We start from the raw sequence: 23,198 nt of genomic DNA on the forward strand, positions 1-23,198 counted from the left end.
TATGGCTTGTGGGTTGACAATGACCTACCAATCTGGAAAACAGTCATACCAGGTACTGAAGAATATTGACTTGACAGTAAACAAAGGTGATGTCCAGTTATTGATGGGACCATCTGGTTCTGGTAAAACTACTTTGCTGTCAATCTTAGCAGGATTATTAACACCCACATCTGGTAGAGTCTGTCTCCTGGGACAAGAAATCACTAAAATGTCCAGAAGCCAACTAGCCAAGTTTAGACTTAAGAATATTGGCTTTATCTTTCAGGGATTTAATTTGTTCCCTGCATTGACGGCAACAGAAAATATAGAAGTGGCTCTGAATATGAAGGGTATTAAAGGTAAGGCAGCAAAACATGAAGCTCAAATACTTTTAGAGCAAGTAGGACTAGCACCTCAGGCCAAGTTACATCCAAGAGATTTGTCTGGTGGCCAAAAACAAAGAGTGGCTATTGCCCGCGCACTATGTGGCAGTCCTAGAGTTATTATGGCTGATGAACCCACAGCAGCATTAGATTCTCACAGTGGTCATACAGTTATTGAGTTACTGCGTCGTCTTGCTAAAGAAGGTGGTTGTACAGTATTAATGGTCACTCACGATCCTAGAATAGTAAGTTCTGCTGATAGAGTAGTTTATCTTGAAGATGGGGTTGTACAGGAAAATAAACAACTATCCGATCATATTCTGTAATTTTAGTAATATATTCACATCTAGAATTATTGTAACTTTCCAGATATTAATCTAACCCTGGGAACTCATTTTTTTTGTTTACTTTTCTTTTTCTTTGTTTTTGTTGGCTACTTCTGTATTGTTTTATTTAATTGTAAAATTTGTTCCTCGATAACACCCTTGAAAAGAAGTTAAATTAGTATTAGTAATTTGCTCAAGCTTAGTTACTAATGAGGTAGTACTAGGATGGTGGTGAAATTTATTCCACTGATAGGCAAATTCACCAATATAGCTACCTGTTCCTTGATAACTAAACTCTTCTATAGGTATCCCAGAAATACCAGAAATTTCTTGGTCATGATATCCATTAATAATTACTTTCTCTAATTTAACTTCTTTACCCAAACTAACATTCCAATGTACAGGTTCATAAGAAGAGAGAGCTAAAATGACAGGCTGATTTTTTCTTTCTATTTTGACATTAATTATGCCTGTGGGATGATATCCACCATAATGATCTGAGCGTGCCTCATAAACACCTACCAAGTGTAACTCCTTCTCTCCATTAGAAGTATTAAAAAAAGATGAAAAATTATTACTACCTCCAACACCACAGGTAAAACCATCAACTACTGCTGTAGGCAATTCATTTTGATTAGCTTGCTGTTGAAATTTTGACCTCATTAATAACCAGCTACCAAAAGTAATACTAGCTATTAAAACACTGGCAGTTATCACAATTAAAGATTTAATATTTTGGTCAAATAAGTTTATTCTAAGTCGTTTCTTTGGAGAATAATTAAAATTTTGACTAACCTCAGAAACTATATCTGCTTTTTCATCCAGACAAGCTAATAACTTTAAACTTTCTGGTTGTTCTAACATAGTAGAAACAATTTTTGCTGTTCCTACATATAGATTTCTATTTTTTCTATCTACAATTAACCAATATTGATCGGTTTCATTTAACTGATAATCTTGTACTTGAGAATTTACCAGAGGATGCTGAAGAAAAATCTGCCAAGCAACACTAATACCAGCACCGATATTTTTACCGTCATTGTACATAACTTGGTCAATTTCTGGTTCCCAGTGAAAAGCTACCCAGGGATGGTTAGATTTATATCCTAATGACTTTTCTAACTGTGGGTTGGCAGTAAAATTTAAGAGTTTGACGAGATTAGACATACATCAGTTTCCAACTTGATGAACTGCAGATGGGCGAGACAGTTGGGCTTTTTTGGAGAGATTTTTTCCGCTGCTGACATCAAACGTTAGGCAGACTTCTATAGCTCAATTCAGCAACGCCTAATTAGGGTTTACGCTCAAAAGTCTTTTAGTAGGGGTAGGAGACAACCCACCCCTAACCCCGACCGTGGAGGGGAATACAGGAGACAGGAGACAGGAGACAACCCACCCCTAACCCCGACCGTGGAGGGGAGAAATGGATCGGGAGCGAGGAGGTAGGAGTAAGAATTTTCCCCAGATTGTTCTGCCCAACTATGCGCCTAAAATACTAACTTTTTGGGCATGAAGAACTGAAACAGGCGCACTGCAATTCGACCCCAAAAAAGCACTTGTCTTTAATATGTCAATGCTTTTAGATTTAATCAGCAACGCCTAATTTTTTTGTAGTAGGGGTGAAACTGTGATATTAAGTTTACCCCTCAATTTTATCAATCAAAACAAACCAATATTCAATTCACAGCAACCAACTTCATTGCCAAAATTTTATTAATAGTATCTTCAACAGCTTTATCTGGGGTTGAAGCACCAGAAGTCACACCCACAACTACCTCACCTTCAGGCAGCCAACCTGCGGATATTTTCACCTCATTTCCTAAAGGTTTATGTTCAATTCTATTCCCAGATAAAATCCTGTTAGCACCATCAATATGATAGGAAGGAATGCCATTTTCTATTGCCATTTCCTGTAAATGAGTAGTATTAGAAGAATTAAAACCTCCTATTACTACCATTAAATCTAACTTTTCATCGAATAAACCCGCCATTGCATCTTGCCGTTCTTGAGTCGCGTCGCAGATAGTATTAAAATTTTGATAATGCTCATTTAATTTATCTGGTCCGTACTTTTTCATCATTGTTCGTTCTAGCAACTTTCCTATTAGCTCAGTTTCACTTTTCAGCATAGTAGTCTGATTAGCAATACCAATTTGTTCTAAATCTAAATCCGGATCGAAACCTTCAGAATGAGCTAGTTTAAACTTATCCATAAACTCATCACGGTTGCCACCATTGAGAATATAATTAGAGACATATTCTGCCTGCGATCTATTCAGAACTATCAAATATTTATCAGCAAAAGAGCTAGTAGCTATAGTTTCTGCATGACTATATTTACCGTGAATAATAGAAGTAAATTTTTTCTTTTTATGTTTTTCTACGCTATTCCAAACTTTAGAAACCCAAGGGCAAGTAGTATCAACAATTTGGCAATTTTTATCCTTTAATATTTGCATTTCCTGAATACTTGCACCAAAAGCAGGTAATATTACAACATCATTATCTCCAACTACAGAAAAATCTTTTTTACCATCAATTACAGGGATAAATTTAACTTTCATATCCCTCATATCTTGATTAACAGAAGGATTATGAATTAGTTCATAAGTAATCCAAATTTGTTGGTTAGGAAAATGTTGACGAGTTTCATAAGCTATTGCTACTGACCTTTCAACACCCCAACAAAAACCAAAAGCTTTTGCGAGTTTGATAGTAACATCCCCTTTTTGCAGGGTATAATCATTATCTCTAATTTGTTGGATTAAGTTACTTTGATAAACAGACTGCATAACTGTGGCAACTTCTTCCCCATGACCAAACCCTTTGCGGTTATAATTCTCAGATTTTTTTAGTGCTCTGGTAAAAGCTTTTGTATCCATGATTATTTTCAACCCTTGATAAATCTCTTTTATCTTATAGCAATTAGTACTTATAGCGTTACGGGTAGGGAGCAAGAACTAGGAAAGAGGAAGCAGGAATGATAGAGAAAAAAATGTTTTGATCTCTAATTAAGCAGACATGGTATAAATTACACATAAACTGGGAAGTCGATGGGCAGAAATAAATATAATATGTTCCTAGTTTAGGAGATTTTATAACTACCTAATACCGGAAATAAAATTGGTATGATTTTCTGAATATTCCACATTCCACATATGAGTATAATCAAGTATTACAAAAACTGGTAAACCGCTAATTATTTCTATCAAAGTCAAAAAAAATAGTTACCGAAAAATTCAGTTTAAAGCTTCCCCATTTTAGGGTGTAATTTGTGTTTTGATATAAAAAGTGGAAAGTTATCCAAGCACTTTGAGAACTAAAATTATGGAGTTTTGCATAAAAAGGCTTATGTTATAGAAAAACTCTTTACCTTAAAATAATGGCCTAAAATCCCCGATTTTAAGGGTATAAAAAGCTGTCGATCTTCGGAGCTTCCTGTAGGGTAGGATGGCTAGGAAACCTGCTCTTGCAGAGCCACTCCGCTAACGCCATATCCAATCGACCAAGAGAAAGAATATTTCAGATTTCAAGCCTCTTGTTTCAGCTAGATGTACTGATAACTGATAACTGATAACTGAAATTACTTATACCAACTCTCAAAAGTAATGCTTTACTTAAGTAAAACTTCAGTTATTAAATAATTAATACAGACAAAATCCATTTTTGCTAATTAGCAGCTCAGTTAATATTAATTATTTTTATGTTTACTCTGTAGGGACGTTACATGCAACGTCCCTACTCCCCCACTCAATAAAATGTAGAAAAGTTTTTGAGAAATGGTATTACATAGAATCCGGTTATACAGTATATGTTTATAATTCTATCCACACTTCAATATTAAATCTCCCCCTAACCCCATATTCCCGTCCTGGGAGGGGTTATATCATGTTCGGACGGGTCAGTTATATTGAAGAAGGAGACAGGAGACAGGAGACAGGAGACAGGAGGAAAATTACATGGGGATTCGCTCCCCCAAGTAATTTTGAACACCTTGTAGACGGTGGGGTATTAAACCCACAAAGAAAATGATAAAATTGAAGGACTCCGGGTATCGACAGTACCAAACAAATACTTAAATTATCAATACTATTCTCGAATATTTGTTCTTTTTCTCCAATATTTCCTCCTGACTCGGTCCTCCAGACTCCTGACTCCTCACAACAGTCATTTATAAGTATTCAACCGAACATGATATTAGGGGTTGGTCCCCATATCCCCACCCCCAAATATATGATAAGTATTCAACCGGATTTAATATTACTGGGGTTCTTCTAATCTCATTTTGCTATACATTTGGATCGCCGTACTCCAAATTTGATAACCATTATCATTTAGATGCAGACCATCGGTACTAAGATCCCCTCGGAGAAAACCTTGAGAGTCTGTAAATAGTGGGTGAAGATTTAAAAAAAATGCTCCTTCATCATCAGCTAACGCTTTTAGGTTACGATTTATTCTTCTGATGCGACTATTAGGTAGTTGTAAAAGATAATCGCGACCTTCCCAGATAGCCGCCTCTCCACTATGGGGTAAAATAGATTGGATAACTATTTGACTCCCAGGATGAATGTATCGTAATTCGTTAATAATTCTTCTTTGATTTGCTAAAATCGCCCAATCGCTTTCTCCATGAATTAAATCATTAATACCAATCATCACAAAAATTGTTTCTGGCCTCGTACTATCAAATAAATAAAGTCGCTTCAATAGGCCAGACGAAGTTTCTCCAGAAATTCCTTGATTTAACCAGGTTCTATCTCTAGGGAGAAGTTGCGATGGAAACCAAAGACTCAAAGAATCTCCCACCATAACAGTTAGACGATCAGGACGATTTTTAGCTGCAGCGATCGCCTCTCGCTGTAACTGTTCTACCCATTGTGCATAAGTCCATTTATGGTTTCTGCCAATAGCCAGAAGCTCTTTCCTCGCTTCCCCAAATAGTGGACTTGGTCTATTAGTTCTAATCCTATCAGTAGCATAGTTGATTGTAGCATTTGCTTGAGGCTCTTCTGACAATTTGTAGTCATTCATAACTAAAGTGGCCACTGTTAATAACAGTAGCCCGTTAGCAGCTAAAGAACACCAAGCCCAAGTTGGAACATTTTTAGATAAAGTAAACACCGTAGCTGAATTAAATTAGTCTCCGATACTGAAGTAACTGATTTATGGCTATGGCTATTTTACCTAGAATTTTCCCATTAGTGTTTTTGCACTATGCCAGTACCAAGGGCATCAGGTTCCTTCATAAACCCTGTATAAGCTTCCATACCATGTTCAGCAATATCCAAGCCTTCAAATTCTTGTTCTCCATGGACACGAATACCTGTAGTAGCTTTCAAAGCCAGCCAGAAGATAGTACTCATAATCACTGTAAACAATCCTACAGAGATAATACCTATGGCCTGAGTCAAAATATTAGCATCTTCAACGAAAATACCAACAGCTAAAGTACCCCAGATTCCACAGACTAAGTGAACTGATGTGGCACCTACTGGGTCATCAACTTTCAACTGGTCAAACAAAGGTACAGAAAACACAACAATGATGCCAGCAACAGCACCGATAATTACTGCCTCTAAATAAGATACGCCATTACAACCTGCTGTAATACCTACCAGTCCAGCTAAAACGCCGTTAATAATCATTGAAAGGTCTGGCTTACCATCTTTCAACCAAGATGTAATAGTTGCGGTAGCTCCCCCTGCTGCTGCTGCTAAATTTGTAGTTACGGCGATATAGGCCACATTTTCGTTTGCTGCTAGTTCTGAACCAGGGTTAAAGCCAAACCAGCCGATCCACAGAATTAAACAGCCCAAGGTAGCAAAACCCATATTATGACCAGGAATAGCTCTCGGTTGGTCATCCTCATCATATTTGCCCATTCTTGGCCCTAAAATATATGCTCCGACCAGTGCTGCCCAACCACCCACTGAGTGGACTGCTGTTGAACCGGCAAAATCACCGAAGCCCATTTCAGCTAGCCAACCACCACCCCAGATCCAATGTCCGGTAATGGGGTATGAAATACCTGTGATTAACAAGCTAAAGAATAAAAAGGCACTAAATTCAATCCTTTCAGCTACAGCGCCAGAAACAATGGTGGCTGCCGTAGCGGCAAAAGCTGCTTGGAATAGAAAAAATACAGGCAATGGTAAACCAGAAGGAAATGGGTCTAGTCCGTAGCTAGTAGCTTCCCCAGTTAGGAAAAAACCACCCCCACCAATGAAGGGATGGTCCCCAGCAAACATTATGGAAAATCCTATAGACCAATAAACTAATGTAGCTAAGGCAAATACAATTAGGTTTTTTGCTAAAATATTAACTGCATTTTTATGACGACAAAAACCTGTTTCTAACATTCCGAAACCAGCATTCATAAAAATCACAAATATTGAAGCTACCAAAATCCATATTGAGTCTAATACCCCTTTGACATACTCTGGGGTTAATTCTTGGTCTTGAGCTGTGGCAGCTCCTGCCCATAACGCAATAATTATGAATACTAGGGGTATGCAGGCTAATGTCGCAGGGGAAAACCATCTTGTCCGATCTAACCTGTTTATCAGTGCTGTCGGTTCTAAGAAACTGCTATATCTTGCTGATAATAACTGTTTCTTTTTTGTTCTATTGTTCTTGAACTTTACTTTAGATTTCATTGTGAGAACTAATTAATAGTTTACAAGTGAAAATAGCGCATCAATTCTTGTATAGATTTTCTGTATCTCTTGCTACTTTTATTTGATTTAGTAGCAATAGCTGTTTGAGTCTTTTCACAAAAGTCTCTGCCTGTAACAATACCAATTATTTGTCAGATTTTTGCTCTCAAATGTTTGCAATTTAATTAAATTTGTGTTAAATATTCCTGGTACCCCATTTCCTCTAATTTAGTTTGTTTGTCCATTACTGATTCAGCTAGGGTCTGACGATATTTTTGGACTCGTTCTAATAATTCTGGTTGGTGGGATGCTAATATTTGAATTGCTAATAAACCAGCATTTTTAGCATTGCCGATCGCTACTGTGGCTACTGGTATTCCTCTTGGCATTTGTACTATAGAGTATAGGGAGTCTATACCTTGTAATGTTCTGGTTTGTACAGGGACACCAATTACCGGTAGTGGCGTTAAAGATGCGACCATCCCTGGTAAATGTGCTGCACCACCCGCTCCGGCAATTATGACTTTTAATCCTCTTTGATGGGCAGTTTGGGCATATTCAAACATTCTCTGGGGCGTGCGGTGGGCAGAGACAATGGCGACTTCTGAGGGGACTTCAAATTCTTCACAGATAGCGATCGCTTCTTTCATTGTGGGCAAGTCTGAGTCACTGCCCATAATAATTCCGATGATTGGGTTCATATTTATAGGAGTTTTCATTAAAAATACAGAGATTTTAGCTTAAAGGCAGAAGGCAGAGGGCAGAGGGCAAAAGTTTTGTAGTCTACCTTTGTGAAAAGAAAATTTTTATAATATCATCAGGACTTACGCAAAGGCACTATGTATAGAGTATGATAACTATTGTCCAATAGTTGTGAGCGCTATATATAGCATATCTGCGTAAGTCCTAATCATGTCCGGATAATTAGCGATCAAAAAACTTTCTCCTTTTCCTCCTCTTCTTTCTTTCCTCCTGACTCCTGACTCCTAACTCCTAACTCCTGACTCCTGACTCCTGACTCTTTCATCGTTATTCCCAGAAACCAGATTTTTTTAATCATGTTTAGAGGCTTTTCCTAATCCTAAACTACTTAATATAAATAACCCGAATAATATCGACGGTTCAGGAACTGCTTCAATGCGATTAAAGGTTATAGGTGTGCCAAATAACAGATTACCATTACCATCAAAAATACTATCTAAAGAGTCAATACTATTAGGCTGAATAACAATATCAGAAACAACTTTACCTCCAGGAAAAGTCGTTGAACAACCTTCAGGGTCGTTAGTCCCTACATAGGTATTAGAAACAAAAGAAAGGTTGACTTCACAGTTAAAATCATCTAAATTTGTAGCATTAATAAACTGTTCATATTCAGGGCGATCGCATAAACCAAATAAAGAAGTTTCGTTGAGGAAACGATTAATACTAATAGTAACTTGAGAGTCATTATTACTAAAAAAAGAATACAAGCGCACCCGAAAAGGAAATCCTCCTGTTGTTTGTTCTAAATAAACAGTTTCTGTATTTTCCATCAGGTCACTGCCAATAAGTTTAACCGGACAATTTGACATTGTAATCTGAGGAATCATAGGATTATCAGCAACCTGTTTAGTATTATCAAATAAGCCAGTGAACCATTGTGATACCTGCTCCACTTGAAATAAAATGGGAGGCATCATAGTTGCAGCATGACTTTTTTGAGCAAATGTCACACTTAAAAGTAGAGTGCTTAGAGTACAAAATTTAAGTTGATTTATCTGCATTTTTCTACACTTCTTTTCATCAAAAATATCTTATTAAATTGCCACCTAGTTTAACACAGATTCTAATATTTTCCTAACTCTAATTTTTCTTAAAATTTTAATTTAATTAGGTGAGCATAAATAAACGTAATATTAAAGGGCGGGTTTTTAGAACTCGACCGCGCTGAAGTCAAAGCTTTCAGTTAAACCCACCCCTACAATTTTTTAACGTTTAATTACTGAAAAATTGTGGGTATGCGCCTCCCCTTTTAAGGGGATAATAAAGAAAAATTTTCATGATTAGTCAATCCTCTCCTTTTTAAAGGAGAGGTAATTGTTAATAATTAATAATTAATAATTAATTGTTGAAATCTACCTACTTAAGCTCGTGAATTTAACTACTAGAATTATTAACGCTAAAGTTCCTGGTTATCAAAACCTACAGCAGATTTTAATCGACTCTACTGGCAAAATTAAACAAATTATCTCTCAAACAGAAGAACTTTTACCTACCGCATCTACCACTATTGATGTTCAACAAGATTGGGTTTCTCTCGGTGGGTTTGACTTACAAATTAATGGTGCTTTAGGTTTAGCTTTTCCGGAAGTAGATGCAAATTCTACTACTAAAATACAGGAAATTTGTCAGTATTTATGGCAGCAAGGAATAGATGCTTTTTTACCCACTATTGTCACAACTTCTATAGATAATATTCAGCGATCGCTCCAAATCTTCCACAATTTTGCCTCACAACCTCAAGACCCAGAAATGGCAAAAATTTGGGGCGTTCATTTAGAAGGTCCTTTTCTCAATCCAGAAAAGCGAGGCGCTCATCCATTGGAATATTTACTACCATTAACGCTCAAAAATGTCAAAGAAGTTTTGGGAGAGTATGCTGAGATAGTTAAAATCATTACTTTAGCTCCAGAATTAGACTCCACAGAAACAGTTATTCCCTATTTAAAAAATCTAGGAATTACAGTTAGTTTAGGGCATTCTCAAGCCACAGCAAATGAAGCAGAAAAAGCTTTTAAACTTGGAGCTTCAATGGTGACTCATGCTTTTAATGCGATGCCGAGTTTACATCATCGAAAACCAGGTTTATTAGGGGCAGCAATTACAAATTCGGATGTTATGTGTGGTTTAATTGCTGATGGTCAGCACGTCTGTTCAACAATGATAGAAATTTTGTTGAAAGCGAGTCAATATCGGCAGGGAATATTTTTGGTTAGTGATGCTTTATCGCCCTTGGGATTACCTGATGGAATTTATCCTTGGGATACTAGAGAAATAGAAGTTAAAAATGGTACGGCAAGATTAAAAGATGGAACTTTATCAGGAACAACTTTACCTTTATTAGTTGGGGTTAATAATTTGGTGAAGTGGGGAATTTGTGATATTGAGACGGGAATTTATTTGGCGACTATTGCACCCCGGAAGGCGTTAGGAATAGATAGTGAAATTATTGGTAAGTCTGGGAAAAATTTATTGAGATGGAGGGTAACGAAGTCAGAAGTCAGAAGTCAGAAGCGGTGCGACCCCGCGACGACACCAGTCGCAAGGGAACGCGCACCAAGAGAGTCAGAAGTTATTTTTGTAACGAGGATTTGAGTTGGCAGAGAATATTTAGAGTTTGCTGAAAAAAGCAAAATGTGGGAAGTGTGGGGAGGGTGGGAAGACCGAGAAAGTAGTCGGAAGAATTGTTCGGGAGACTTTTTTGTTCCGGAATACTTTTGGAACGGGATACTATCCAAAGGTAAACCAGAGCATCTCAAAAAAAATCTGCTGAAAAATTTGGACAGTAACTTTTACTCCTTTATCATTACATATTGAGCACTACCAAAGTAGGAAGAATTGTTCGGGAGACTTTTCTGTTCCGGAATACTTTCGGAACGGGATGCTACGCAAAGGCAAACCAGAGCGTCTCAAAAAAAAATTTGCTGAAAGCTATCTGTAGGGGGCGCAATTCGGAGCTTTACCTTAGCAAATGCCATTCGCCCCTACTAGATATGGCGCTTGGTGCGTAAGCCTTGTTAGACAAAGCAATATTTTTCTTCTTCCCTCTTCCCTCTTCCCTCTTCCCTCTTCCCTCTTCCTTCTCAATTACAATTTAGTGCCACATTCAGGACAGAAATTATGAGTAACACTATTTTGTGCCCCACAATTACTACAAGTCATGAACTCCACAGCTTGTTCAAGTTGCTTGTGAATAGGTAAACCAAGCATTTGAGCATTATTCTTACCAGGTGCTATCATTGGATAACAATTCTCATCTTTAGTCACACGAACATCCATCAACACAGGTCCATCGTGAGCCAACATTTGAGCGATCGCCTCTTTCAGCTCCTCCCGACAAGAAATCATCATACCTTTAATTCCATAAGCCTGAGCCAACATCACAAAATCAGGCATTCCCACCTCCATATTAGAAGAAGAATAGCGCTCACCAAAAAATGCCTCTTGCCATTGACGCACCATACCCTGCCAGCCATTATTAATAATTACAGTTTTAACATTAATGCCATACTGTGCCAGAGTCCCCAACTCCTGAATATTCATTTGAATACTCGCATCACCAGCAATACAAATCACCTCCCGGTTTGGCAGTGCCACCTTTGCCCCCATAGCAGCAGGCATCCCATAACCCATAGTCCCCAAACCTGCACTAGAGATCCATTGCCGAGGCCCATTTTTCAGAAATTGAGCAGCCCACATTTGATGCTGACCAACATCAGTTGTATAGTAAGCATCTGGAGCCATTTTGCCGATTTCGTTAATTACCTCTTGGGGTGAAATACTATCTGAATGTTGGGGGGCAACTAAAGGATAATCTTGTTTCCAGCGATTAATCTTTTCTAACCAAGGCTGAGTTTGATCGGGATTAACTAAATCTCCTGTTTCTCGACAACGACGCAGCAAGTCTATCAAAACTTGGCGTACATCCCCAACAATAGGAACATCAGGAGTCCGGTTTTTACCTACTTCTGCCGGGTCAATATCAATATGAATTACTTTCGCATGACAAGCAAATTCGTCTAACTTTCCAGTTACCCGGTCATCAAAACGGGAACCAACAGCAATTAATAAGTCACACTCGCTCACTGCAAAATTAGCATAGGCAGTGCCATGCATTCCTAACATTCCTACTGATAGGGGATGATGTTCATTAAAAGCACCTTTACCCATCAAAGTAGTAGTTGCAGGAATATTAAAATGTTCTGCTAATTCTTGAATTTCTGCATGAGCATCTGCGGATATGGCACCACCACCTATATATAGTAGAGGACGCCGTGCCTCTAGCATCAAATTTACAGCTTGGTTAATTTGCCGGGGGTTGCCTTTGACAGTCGGACGGTATCCAGGTAGTTTGATGGAACCTGCTTCCACGGGTTCATAGTCAAATTCTTCCAAACCTACATCTTTGGGAATGTCAATCAAGACTGGGCCAGGACGACCTGTACTAGCAATATGGAATGCCTCAGCAATAATTCCGGCCATATCCCTTGGGTCTCGGACAACATAAGAATGTTTAACAACTGGTAGAGTAATGCCATAAATGTCTGTTTCTTGAAAGGCATCAGTACCAATCATTTTTCGGCCGACTTGGCCTGTAACTACTACCATAGGAATTGAGTCCATGTGAGCAGTAGCTATGCCTGTTACTAAATTTGTGGCTCCGGGACCAGATGTAGCAAAGCATACACCTACTTTACCAGTGGCACGGGCATATCCATCGGCGGCATGAGCCGCTCCTTGTTCGTGTCTGACTAGAATATGCTCTAGGTCTCCTGCTGCTTCTGAACGGTAAAGTTCGTCGTAAATTGGTAATATTGCACCCCCGGGATAGCCAAATATGTGTTTGACTCCATGACGCTTGAGACTATCCATTAGTGCAAAAGCACCCGTTGCTCGTTTTAGGGTAACTTTAGTTTGTAATTGCACAGGCAATTCCTCTCTAGATACTATTATGTATAGTTAAAAGTATAATTTTAATCAAAAATGAGATGTAATAAAAAGTCTTTTTTTACATAATTTATAAAAAACTTTAAGATTTTCTAACAAGAGTAATTTTTTCGGTATTTTTAAGATTTTAGAAGCCTACTCAAAAAACTGCTGAGTAAATGTATTTTTCTTAACAAATCAGGCCCACTTGGCTGCGTTCTAAAAAGATGTCATCCTGATAAACTAGTAAACTAAAAAATTAAGTGTAAGGAGTGAGTAACTTGAAAAAAGTAGAAGCTATTATTCGGCCTTTTAAGCTGGACGAGGTTAAAATTGCTCTCGTTAATGCTGGTATCGTGGGTATGACTGTTTCTGAAGTCAGAGGTTTTGGGCGTCAGAAGGGTCAAACTGAAAGGTATCGTGGTTCTGAATATACAGTTGAGTTTTTGCAGAAACTCAAGGTTGAAATTGTAGTTGAAGAAGACCAGGTGGATATGGTTGTTGACAAAATTATTGCTGCCTCCCGTACTGGTGAGATCGGTGACGGTAAGATTTTCATTGCTCCAGTAGATAGAATTGTGAGAATTAGGACTGGGGAAAGTAATATAGAAGCAATCTAGTTTTAGAGAGAGGTTTTTTCGTGTTAGGTGATAGGTAGTTAGAAGTTACTTTGAGACTTCTGGCAAAGAAAAATTTATGATTTTTGTCTTGTCATTTATTTGATTTTCAATTTGCTTAATAGGTCTAATAATTGAAGTGTCAAAACTTTTTTATACCTCAAAACCTAACATTTAACGTCTAGCTTTTGTTAGACCTTCTAAAAACATTTATTGTAGTTATAGCTGTAGGTTGAATTGAGGGAAAGTAGCTGAAACAAATGTGGTTTTTTTTGTTGAGTATTACTGCCGTTTTATCCAACCTACGGTATATTAATAAATACCAACATCAATGCCAAATTATTTACTTATTTCCTTCAGACGAGCAGCATAATTTTCCAATATTTTCACTCTCTGCTCATCGGTAATCCGAACAGGTGCATATAAAATTTCTGGTGCCAATACATCAAAACCAACAAACTGCAACATTCCTCTATGAATAGGCCTTCACATACTCCCCAACCTATGCGTGGAGTAGATGTCTAATTATTATTAAATTTAAGCAACACCCATTTCTTCCTTCTTCCTGAAATGACCTTTTGCTATAACTAGAGTTTTTGAGTGGAGCTACAGGGTAAAAGCAAAGAAAGTATAAATATTTCTTCAAAACATATTATAAGTATAATTAACTAAAGATAAACCAGGAAAAAATTTGTTCTCCAAATGTTGATTTCTATAATAATTCATTTTTCAAAACTGAATAAAATAATAAAAGTGCAATTTTGAGTTAATTGGGATTGAAAGTTTATATTTGATACAGTTGCTAGAGTGAGGATAGTCAAGATAAATATGAAAATACAGAAGAATCAAGAATATAGCTATCAAGTAGGTAATTATTTAGCATTAGAACATCCCACTTATGTTAGACGCTCGGCAGATAAAGAGTTATTTAATGCTTTGAAGAAAGGTGAATATTGTTATGTATTAAGTTCTCCACAAACGGGAAAATCAAGTTTAAAAATTAGAACAATACAACTTTTGCAAGCAGAAAATATTATCTGTATTGCTTTAGATATGACTAGAGTTAATAATAAACTTTTGACTATAGAAGAATGGTATGAGCAAATAATTTTAACTTTAGAGAAGACTTTTTTATTTCCTCGACATTTCCCGGAATTATGGTGGGAAGAAATGGCATATCTGCCTGGGGATGAAAGATTATTTATTTTTATTGAAGAGGTATTGTTAGTTAATACTCAAAATGAGAAAATAGTAATTTTTATAGATGAAGTTAATGATGAGAGTGTTGTTAATTCGGGCTTTAGTAGTTTAGGGGTATTAATTGATTATTGTATTGAGCAAAGAACAAATAATCCAAAATTTCAACGTTTAACATTTGCTTTGTTAGGAACAACTATACCCGATAATTTAATAGATAGATGTAGATATATTGAACTTAATAGTTTCAAAAAAGAAGAAGTAGCTCATTTAGCGCAGCTATTTAAAGGCATAGTTAAAAAGCCACTACAAGTTATAGAAAAAATATTATATTGGTCGGGTGGACAACCATTTTTAACGCAAAAACTGTGTCAAATAGCGATTGACTATCTGGGAGAAAGAAGAGGAGAAGAAAATTATAATGAGATAGCTTTAATAGAAGATTTAGTAAAAATTTGTGTTATAGAAAACTGGGATTCACAAGACTACCCAATTCATTTCAATAAAATACAAAATCTTTTGCTGAAGAATATACAGAAATCTACCAGTCATTTAGAAATATATCAACAAATATTAAAACATGGTAGATTAAGACCGCCTGGTCAAGATAATCAAAAATTTAAAAATGATGCGATCGCTAATCATCAATGGGAAATTAAAGAGTTATTGAGGTCTGGTGTAGCGAAAATAAATCGTGGTTTTTTAGAGGTATACAGTCCGATATATGCAGAAATTTTTAATCAAGAATGGGTACAACAATATTTACCAACAGTAACTACAGCTCCTCAAACTAATCCTCAAATATTAGAATTAAATGACCAGGAAAAAATATCTCTAATGGTATCTGATTTCTCTAATGAAGAAGGAAGAAGGAAGAAGGAAGAAGGAAGGAATAAAAAGTGGATAGGGACTCAAACCCTAACTAATTATCAAAACCCTGTAGACGGCGGGGTATTAAACCCAAAAGAAAAAGATAATAAAAATAATAATTCAAATGAAATTCAGGTTCAGCAACAACATGAATTAGGGGAAATAACAGCACATAAAAATCAGAATAATTCCCATAATATTCCGCTTAAATTACTAGAGAAACAACAGGAGAAACCAGTACAAAAAAATCAGAATAATCCCAATAATATTCCGCTTAAATTACTAGAGAAACAACAGGAGAAACCAACAGAAAAAATTAATAACAAAGTTCAGAAAAAACAGATAGTTCGGAAAAAAGTCAAAACATCTTCAAATCAGCAGAATAAACTGAAACTAGGAGTGGCGGGTTTAGTTATAGTCTCAATAACAGCAATGACAGTAGTTGGTTGGGCAACTAAACTTTTTAAAGATACACAAAATCAACTTCAAAGAGCAGAATATCAACTAGAAAAAGCACAGTACGAACTTCAAGAAGCACAAGAAGGTACAAAACTAGAACACAAAGGAATTACTGCTTTAAGAAAATTTGAAATTGCAGAAATAGAAGCATTACTATCAGCAATGCAAGCTGGAAAAGAACTAAAAGAATTAGTTGGAGGCGATCGCCCACTTCAATATTATCCAGCTACAAGTCCCATATTTGCCTTACAACAAATACTCAACAATATTCACGAGAAAAATCAAATTCCCAACGTCAAAAAAATTACCATGAGTCCTGATGGCCAACTACTCGCCACAGTTAACAATGATGGTACAGCCAAAATCCTCAAATACTCAGGTCAGTCTGTAGCTCAATTAAGAGGACATCAGGGCAAAGTTTCTCACATTAAATTTTCACCAGAAGGAAACATTCTAGCTACAGCAGGAGATGATAGTACAGTTAGAATCTGGGATTTTCTGGGTAAGCAGCAAGTAGAACTAAAAGGCCATGAAGGTCAAATTTGGCAAATTACTTTCAGTCCTGATGGTAAATATATAGCTACAGCAGGAGAAGATGGCACTGCAAGAATTTGGAATATATCAGGCAAGAAAATAGCGACTCTCAAAAAACATCAAGGTCGAATCTTAGATGTCACATTTAGCCCTGATGGTAAATATATAGCTACTGCTGGATGGGATGGGACTGCGAGAATTTGGAATCGATCCGGAAGACAGTTGGCCAGACTCAGGGGGCATAAAGGTAGCGTCGAAAAAGTAATATTTAGTACAGATGGTCAACGTTTAGCCACTGCTGGATGGGATGGCACAATTAGGGTTTGGCGACGTAGTTCCGGTAAACTACTAACCAAACTTAAGGGAGGTGAAGGCGGGATCTGGAATGTTAGCTTTAGTCCGGATGGCAAAAGTTTGGCTACAGCAGGAGAAGATGGATCAGTCGCGATCTGGGATACTTCAGGCCAAGTATTATCAAAACTTCCTGGACATCAAGGAATTGTCACCAGTGTTAGTTTTAGTCCAGATGGTGAACGTTTAGCTACAGCAGGTAGTGACGGCAGTGTGAAAATTTGGAACAATAATGGTAATTTGTTAGCCAATCTTAGAGGACATCAAGGCAGGGTTTGGGAAGTTAACTTTAACGCTGATGGACAACGACTATTAACTTTGGGAGAGGATGGTACAGGTAGAATTTGGTCACTAGAAGGTAATCACGAGACAACTCTTCAGGGAAACTCCGATATTTTTGGGTCAGTAAGTTTTAGTTCTAATAGTCAGAAATTAGCAACAGCAGCAGTTGATGGTACTGCCCGCATCTGGGATATTTCGGGAAAACCTTTAGCTCAATTTAATGGATATCTGGGAATGTTTGGGGATATGAGTTTTAGTCCTGATGGTCAACGTCTAGCTACTGCGGGAGATAGTGGTCAGGGGAGAATTTGGAAGATTTCAGGAGAAGAGTTGATAGAGCTAAAAGGTAAAAAGGGCAGAGCAAAGCAAATTGGTTTTAGCCCAGATGGGCAACGTTTAGCAACGGTGGGAGAAGATGGTGTTGCCCGCATCTGGAATAATTCTGGTCAACAGTTGGCTGAGTCAAAAGGGCATAATGGTCGTGTGTTGGATGTGGTTTTTAGTCCAGACGGACAATATATTGGTACTGCTGGAGAGGATGGTATTGCCAAAATCTGGGATAGTTCTTTTCAGCTTGTGTCAGAATTGAAAATTCTTTCAAGTTGGGTCGAGAGTATGGCTTTTAGTCCATCTGGAAAGTACATAGTGACGGGAGATAGCAATGGGGTAGTCAAAATTTGGGATTTTTCGGGGAATCAAATTGCTGATCTGAAGGGCAATATAGGTAGTGTGAATAATTTGACTTTTAGTGCTGATGGGGAGCAGGTGGCTAGTATGGGCAAAGATGGAATGGTAAGAATTTGGGATATTACTGGACGTCAATTAGCTCAATTTGAGAATGCTAAGGCTTTAAGTTTGGATGGTAAATATGTGGCAACTTTGGTGGATAATAATTTACAGTTGTGGCGCGTGAAAGGATTAAATGATTTGTTGAAAGGTTCTTGTGATTGGCTTCAAGATTATTTTATTACTCATCCCAAGGTGAAGGATGATTTAGAAATTTGTGATATGTAGTTAGGAGGGAAGAAGAAAGAAGGAAGAAGGAAGAAGGAAGAAGGAAACTAGAGCAACAGTCCAGTAGGGTGTGTTAGCGTTAGCGTAACGCACCGAAATCCTGTATACAGCACTTTCCGTTGTTATGAGGTACACTCCGAAGCGGGCAAGATGCGCGCACTGCAATATTTTCACCATTCATCTTGTACACCATTTGCCCGAAATCTGCTGTATGTTGTCAGTGCGTAAGTCCTGATCAATTAAACTTAAAATCTACAACCTTAAATTATGCTAAATTCAATACAACAATTTTCATGGCAAAAAATTATCTCCACTTTATTGAGTTTTTTATTAGCGATATTTTTATTACTGCTAATAGCTACACCCACTGCTTTAGCAAGTCTAAATGATGATAGATTTGATGGTAATATTTTTGCCCTTTATGCGGGTAATGGTTCTCTTGTACCTGCTAGAGTAACATTAAAAGAATCTCTCAAAAGTTCTAAACCTGCCCTATTAGTATTTTTTCTAGATGATAGTAAAGATTGTAAACAATTTTCTACTGTAGTTTCTCAACTTCAAGCATTCTATGGTCGTGCAGCAAGTTTTATTCCTGTTAATGTGGATGCTATTGTTACTCCTATAACTGATGATTCTACACAATCAGCTTATTATTATGAAGGATTTGTACCTCAAACTGTTTTAATTGACCAAGAAGGAAAAGTTGTTTTAAATGCTAAAGGTCAAGTTGCTTTTGAAAAAGTAGATGATGCTTTTAGAGAAGTTTTTGATTTATTACCTCGCTCTGAGTCTGTTGAACTTAAGCGTAGAATTCTTAATGAGGTAAATATTGAATTGAGTAATTAGATAAGCATTCAGCGGTCAGCTATCAGCTATCAGCTATTAATTCATTTATTAATTCATTGCCTTTAATGTATTTTCGTCATTGCGACCGATAGGGTTTGCGGAGCAGTCCGGAACGGAAAGCAATCTCATATCTTAGTCTTAGGTAAGCATTCAGCTATCAGCTATCAGCTATTAATTGATTGCCTTTAACATATTTTTGTCATTGCGACCGACAGGGTTTGCGGAGCAGTCCGGAACGGAAAGCAATCTCAGCTCCTAGTTTTTCGTACTTCATCCATAAGTCCTGATACAGCAGATTCCACTTTGATGAACTACACCCATCACGGGCAAGATGCTATAGCGGGCAAGATGCCCGCACTACAGGCATTGAATTGTTAATATCTGTAGCTAATATACACTATATCCTTGTGTTTGCTAATCTTTAACCCTGTTTTCCCTCCTTTACTGTTCCCTATTCCCTATTCCCTATTCCCTATTCCCTATTCCCTTTTTAAGCGCCAATGTATCCTGATTTTTTACCAAAATTAACTGAAAGTTTGACTGAATCTAAATCTGTTTCTTTTGCTCAAAATATTCAGTATAAGTCAATTTCTACTCCTCTGAATTCTCAAGCAATTAATACAAGTTTTGTCTCTCAAGGTGAAGATAATACCCCGATTTTATTACTACATGGTTTTGATAGTTCTATTTTTGAATATCGTCGTCTTTTACCATTACTTGCTGCTCAAAATCAAACTTTTGCTGTTGATTTATTGGGATTTGGTTTTACAGATAGATTAGCCAATTTAAAAATTAATCCAAAAGCGATCGCTACTCATCTTTATTATTTTTGGAAAAGTTTAATTAACCAACCTGTTATTTTAGTAGGTGCTTCTATGGGTGGTGCTGCTGCTATTGATTTTACTCTGACTTACCCGGAAGTTGTGAAAAAATTGGTATTAATTGATAGTGCTGGAATGCAAAATAATCCGATTATTAGTAAGTTTATTTTTCCTCCACTTGACTATTTCGCCACAGAATTTTTGCGTCGTCCCCAGGTTCGAGCAAATATTAGTCGTAGTGCTTATTTTGATAAAAGTTTTGCGACTTTAGATGCTAATATTTGTGCCAGATTGCATCTAGAAATGCCTGGTTGGAATCAAGCTTTAATTTCTTTTACTAAGAGTGGTGGGTATGGTAATTTCAAACAAAAATTGCCTTCTCTACAACAGCAAACATTGATTTTGTGGGGAGAAAATGACCGGATTTTAGGTACTAGTGATGCTGGTAAATTGGAGGGCGCGATCGCTAATTCTCAACTGATTTGGATTCCTAATTGCGGTCATGTTCCTCACTTGGAAAAGTCACAAGTTACTGCTAATTATATTCTTGATTTTATTAGAGATAATTAGTGATAGATTTATTAAGTAATTATTCTTGATTATCTATTACTTTTTATCAAAATTAATTCACTGTTTTCAGCAAGATTAGGTTCAGCTTCACTACAACCAATAAAGTCCAGTTTACTAAATTTTTCCAGATGGTTTTCAGAAGTATTCAAAAGTTATTGATAGTAATACTCTAGAGCAGATAGTAAAATTTCATCTGTGCTTTGTTGATTTTTTTCCTGGATAAAGGCAAGTTTTTGCGCCTGTTCTTGAGTGAGTTTAGTAGCAATTTTCATTGTTGTATAAAATTGATAGAATAATTTGAATATCCAAGCGTATATAAGCACAATACTTATATTACTTTCCTAATAGTAATTTTATTTCTGGAGAAAAGCAATAATGAGTAACTCGAAAGCAAAATGAGGTGCTGATGGCAGTGAGCTTCCTACAATAGACCCTCATACTAAAGCCAAGCATCAAATTATCGAAGAATATATAGAAAATTTGGGATTGGTGAATGCGTAATGCTTTTGTCTCAAACGCTTTTTATCCCCTTAAAAGGGGAAACTTGAGACAAAATTTTTTCGGTCATAATGAAAATTTTTCTGTTCATCAATTACTTTAATTAGTTGATCATTCAGCATGCGGTGAATGACAGTCAAACCGACCATTATTCGATAAATGGTCAGCGTACTGTCACACATCCTACTCGATCTTTTGTTGACAAATAATTTCTTAAAAAAAGAAAATAATTAACTACTTTTATGAATCTATAATATCATGTTCCCCCTCCGGGGGAGCTACGCTAACGGATAATCAGTGATAGAACTCCGTTACGCTCACGCGGCCAAAAAACTTTATCCCTTCTAACCTTTTCTTCCCTTCTGCCTTCTGCCTTCCTTCCTCCAAGGTGTAAGTCTTCAACCAAACATGATATAATACAATTAATTATTAACGAAAATACAGCCTTTTCTAGGTAGTAAATTCAATTCTAATTGAGTAGATTCTTCTTGCCAGGAAATTTCACAACTACCATAAACAATTTTACTAGGTCGAGAATTAAACTGAGTAACAGAAACATTTACATTTGCTGCTTCCGTACCACTATTAATAGTCACAATAATTTCCTCATCTCCTAAAATACGAGCAAATACATACACATTTCCCTCGGCAAATAAAACCTCATAAATACCAGTACGCAAAGCTGGATATTGATTTCTAATAGCAATTAACTTTTTATGATATTCCAAAACTTGATTATCCAATTTTTCCCTAGCAGGAAAACCACGACGAGAGTCAGGGTCTAACTTCCCTGGTAAACCTACTTCATCACCATAATAAATACTAGGTGCGCCAGGAAAAGTCATTAACAACAGAGTAGCTAACTCAACACTTACTTGATCTCCTTGAGCAATACTCAAAACTCGAGCTGTATCGTGACTGTCTAATAAATTCAGTTGAGTTAGTTCAATTTCCCAAGGATAGAGTTGCAGCAACTCCTGCATTTTTTGACCATATTCAACAGCAGATATACCTGGGTAAGCTGAATAGTCACAACCTTTAACTTGGTCAATATCTACGCGATCGCCCGCTGTAAAAGCAATAGTTGGGCCAGTAAACAAATAATTCATCACCCCATCAAACTGACTACCATCCAACCATTGTACGCAGTCACTCCAGACTTCACCCACAATATAAGCTTCCGGGTTAATAGCTTTGACGCGATCGCGAAATTCTTGCCAAAACCCAGGGGTCTTAACTTCAAACGGCACATCCAACCGCCAACCATCAATACCAAACTCTAACCAATATTCCCCAATTTGCATAATATATTCTTTCACTTCTGGGTTATCGTGATTGAATACAGGCAAAGCGCGGTTGCCTACCCACCCGACATAGTTTGCAGGTAAACTACCATCGTAAGCAGATAGAGGCCAATTTTCAACTTTGAACCAATGTAACCAGGGTGAGTGGGGACCGTTTTCTAAGATATCGTTGAAGAAATAGAAACCGCGACTAGCGTGGTTGAAAACTCCATCCAGAACAACTTTAATATTGCGATCATGGGCAGCATCTATTAATACTCTTAAAGCTTCATTACCTCCTAAAATTGGATCGACTCGGTAATAGTCATGGGTATGATAGCGATGGTTACAAGCTGATTGAAAAATAGGGGTGAAATAAATAGCAGTGATCCCCAGGTCTTGAATATAGTCAAGTTGTTCGATGACACCCCAGAGGTTGCCACCTTTGTAACCTTGGGGAGTAGGAGGTTCATCCCAAGGTTCTAGGGTAGAAGGATAATAACCTTTGTCTATACCTTTTCTGGTTTGGGTAGGTGGTTGACCTTTGGCAAAACGGTCTGGAAAAATTTGGTAAAATACGGCGTGTTTTACCCACTCTGGTGTTTGAATTTGCATAGATAATTATCTCTTTAATTAGGAAAGCAATACTATTTTGACAGGAAATTGATCTCAAAGTATCACAAATTAAAGTAATATTAAAATTTGTCACAATGACTAGGCAGTTTGATGTAGAGAAGGGTTAGATTTGTACAGGACACATAATATTCTAGAATTTGCCAAAGCCACTGAAAAAAAATTAGTGAGTATTATGGCCTATTAGC

17 protein-coding genes are annotated in these 23,198 nt (G+C 37.1%); 7 read left to right on the forward strand and 10 right to left on the reverse strand.

Going from position 1 to position 23,198, the window contains the following annotated elements:
- Position 1: 1 nt before the first annotated feature.
- Positions 2 to 688, forward strand: a complete 687-nt coding sequence (locus F6K27_RS05460; RefSeq protein ID WP_240039063.1) for an ABC transporter ATP-binding protein — start codon at positions 2 to 4, stop codon at positions 686 to 688.
- Between the two features lie 123 nt (positions 689 to 811).
- On the opposite strand, the gene F6K27_RS05465 is transcribed toward F6K27_RS05460, so the two are convergent.
- On the reverse strand, positions 812 to 1,855 hold the full coding sequence (locus F6K27_RS05465; RefSeq protein ID WP_287274856.1) for a hypothetical protein: 1,044 nt from the start codon (positions 1,853 to 1,855) through the stop codon (positions 812 to 814).
- A 509-nt stretch (positions 1,856 to 2,364) separates the two neighbouring features.
- On the reverse strand, positions 2,365 to 3,570 hold the full coding sequence (locus F6K27_RS05470) for a 4-hydroxy-3-methylbut-2-enyl diphosphate reductase (protein WP_287274854.1): 1,206 nt from the start codon (positions 3,568 to 3,570) through the stop codon (positions 2,365 to 2,367).
- Between the two features lie 1,006 nt (positions 3,571 to 4,576).
- Here F6K27_RS05470 and F6K27_RS05475 point away from each other — a divergent pair.
- Positions 4,577 to 4,720 carry a hypothetical protein gene (locus tag F6K27_RS05475; protein WP_287300849.1) on the forward strand — a complete coding sequence of 48 codons (144 nt, stop codon included), beginning with the start codon at positions 4,577 to 4,579 and terminating at the stop codon, positions 4,718 to 4,720.
- 228 nt (positions 4,721 to 4,948) lie between these two features.
- Here F6K27_RS05475 and F6K27_RS05480 read toward each other — a convergent pair whose 3' ends face one another.
- The 5 genes from F6K27_RS05480 to F6K27_RS05500 all read right to left on the reverse strand — a co-directional run bounded on the left by F6K27_RS05480 (position 4,949) and on the right by F6K27_RS05500 (position 9,113).
- On the reverse strand, positions 4,949 to 5,812 hold the full coding sequence (locus F6K27_RS05480; RefSeq protein ID WP_287274852.1) for an SGNH/GDSL hydrolase family protein: 864 nt from the start codon (positions 5,810 to 5,812) through the stop codon (positions 4,949 to 4,951).
- A 77-nt stretch (positions 5,813 to 5,889) separates the two neighbouring features.
- A complete protein-coding gene (locus F6K27_RS05485) occupies positions 5,890 to 7,347 on the reverse strand; it encodes an ammonium transporter (protein WP_124145913.1) in 1,458 nt (485 codons plus the stop codon).
- 185 nt (positions 7,348 to 7,532) lie between these two features.
- Positions 7,533 to 8,048, reverse strand: a complete 516-nt coding sequence (gene purE, locus F6K27_RS05490) for a 5-(carboxyamino)imidazole ribonucleotide mutase (RefSeq protein WP_124145914.1) — start codon at positions 8,046 to 8,048, stop codon at positions 7,533 to 7,535.
- A gap of 230 nt (positions 8,049 to 8,278) precedes the next feature.
- Entirely contained in the window at positions 8,279 to 8,407 is a 129-nt protein-coding gene (locus F6K27_RS05495) for a hypothetical protein (RefSeq protein ID WP_275670404.1), read from the reverse strand.
- On the reverse strand, positions 8,400 to 9,113 hold the full coding sequence (locus F6K27_RS05500; RefSeq protein ID WP_287274850.1) for a chromophore lyase CpcT/CpeT: 714 nt from the start codon (positions 9,111 to 9,113) through the stop codon (positions 8,400 to 8,402). The genes F6K27_RS05495 and F6K27_RS05500 overlap by 8 nt, the downstream gene beginning before the upstream one ends.
- 367 nt (positions 9,114 to 9,480) lie before the next feature.
- Between F6K27_RS05500 and nagA the strand changes: the two genes are divergently transcribed.
- Positions 9,481 to 10,704, forward strand: a complete 1,224-nt coding sequence (nagA, locus tag F6K27_RS05505) for an N-acetylglucosamine-6-phosphate deacetylase (protein WP_287274848.1) — start codon at positions 9,481 to 9,483, stop codon at positions 10,702 to 10,704.
- A 492-nt stretch (positions 10,705 to 11,196) separates the two neighbouring features.
- On the opposite strand, the gene ilvB is transcribed toward nagA, so the two are convergent.
- Positions 11,197 to 13,035 carry a biosynthetic-type acetolactate synthase large subunit gene (ilvB, locus tag F6K27_RS05510; protein ID WP_287274846.1) on the reverse strand — a complete coding sequence of 613 codons (1,839 nt, stop codon included), beginning with the start codon at positions 13,033 to 13,035 and terminating at the stop codon, positions 11,197 to 11,199.
- Positions 13,036 to 13,316: 281 nt separating this feature from the next.
- Between ilvB and F6K27_RS05515 the strand changes: the two genes are divergently transcribed.
- Positions 13,317 to 13,655: a P-II family nitrogen regulator gene (locus F6K27_RS05515; protein ID WP_287238918.1), complete on the forward strand. Its 339-nt coding sequence runs from the start codon at positions 13,317 to 13,319 to the stop codon at positions 13,653 to 13,655.
- Between the two features lie 336 nt (positions 13,656 to 13,991).
- Here F6K27_RS05515 and F6K27_RS05520 read toward each other — a convergent pair whose 3' ends face one another.
- Positions 13,992 to 14,120, reverse strand: a complete 129-nt coding sequence (locus F6K27_RS05520) for a hypothetical protein (RefSeq protein WP_287238920.1) — start codon at positions 14,118 to 14,120, stop codon at positions 13,992 to 13,994.
- Between the two features lie 360 nt (positions 14,121 to 14,480).
- Here F6K27_RS05520 and F6K27_RS05525 point away from each other — a divergent pair, with 360 nt between their 5' ends.
- The 3 genes from F6K27_RS05525 (at position 14,481) to F6K27_RS05535 (ending at position 20,596) form a co-directional block, all read left to right on the forward strand.
- A complete protein-coding gene (locus F6K27_RS05525; RefSeq protein WP_287274844.1) occupies positions 14,481 to 18,359 on the forward strand; it encodes an AAA-like domain-containing protein in 3,879 nt (1,292 codons plus the stop codon).
- Between the two features lie 267 nt (positions 18,360 to 18,626).
- Positions 18,627 to 19,205: a thylakoid membrane photosystem I accumulation factor gene (locus tag F6K27_RS05530; protein WP_287274842.1), complete on the forward strand. Its 579-nt coding sequence runs from the start codon at positions 18,627 to 18,629 to the stop codon at positions 19,203 to 19,205.
- A gap of 500 nt (positions 19,206 to 19,705) precedes the next feature.
- On the forward strand, positions 19,706 to 20,596 hold the full coding sequence (locus F6K27_RS05535; protein WP_287274840.1) for an alpha/beta fold hydrolase: 891 nt from the start codon (positions 19,706 to 19,708) through the stop codon (positions 20,594 to 20,596).
- 920 nt (positions 20,597 to 21,516) lie between these two features.
- Here F6K27_RS05535 and F6K27_RS05540 read toward each other — a convergent pair.
- Positions 21,517 to 22,992 carry a glycoside hydrolase family 13 protein gene (locus F6K27_RS05540; RefSeq protein ID WP_287274838.1) on the reverse strand — a complete coding sequence of 492 codons (1,476 nt, stop codon included), beginning with the start codon at positions 22,990 to 22,992 and terminating at the stop codon, positions 21,517 to 21,519.
- Positions 22,993 to 23,198 lie beyond the last annotated feature (206 nt).

It is taken from the genome of Okeania sp. SIO2F5, from assembly GCF_010692685.1.
In the GTDB taxonomy this organism is placed as follows: domain Bacteria; phylum Cyanobacteriota; class Cyanobacteriia; order Cyanobacteriales; family Microcoleaceae; genus Okeania; species Okeania hirsuta.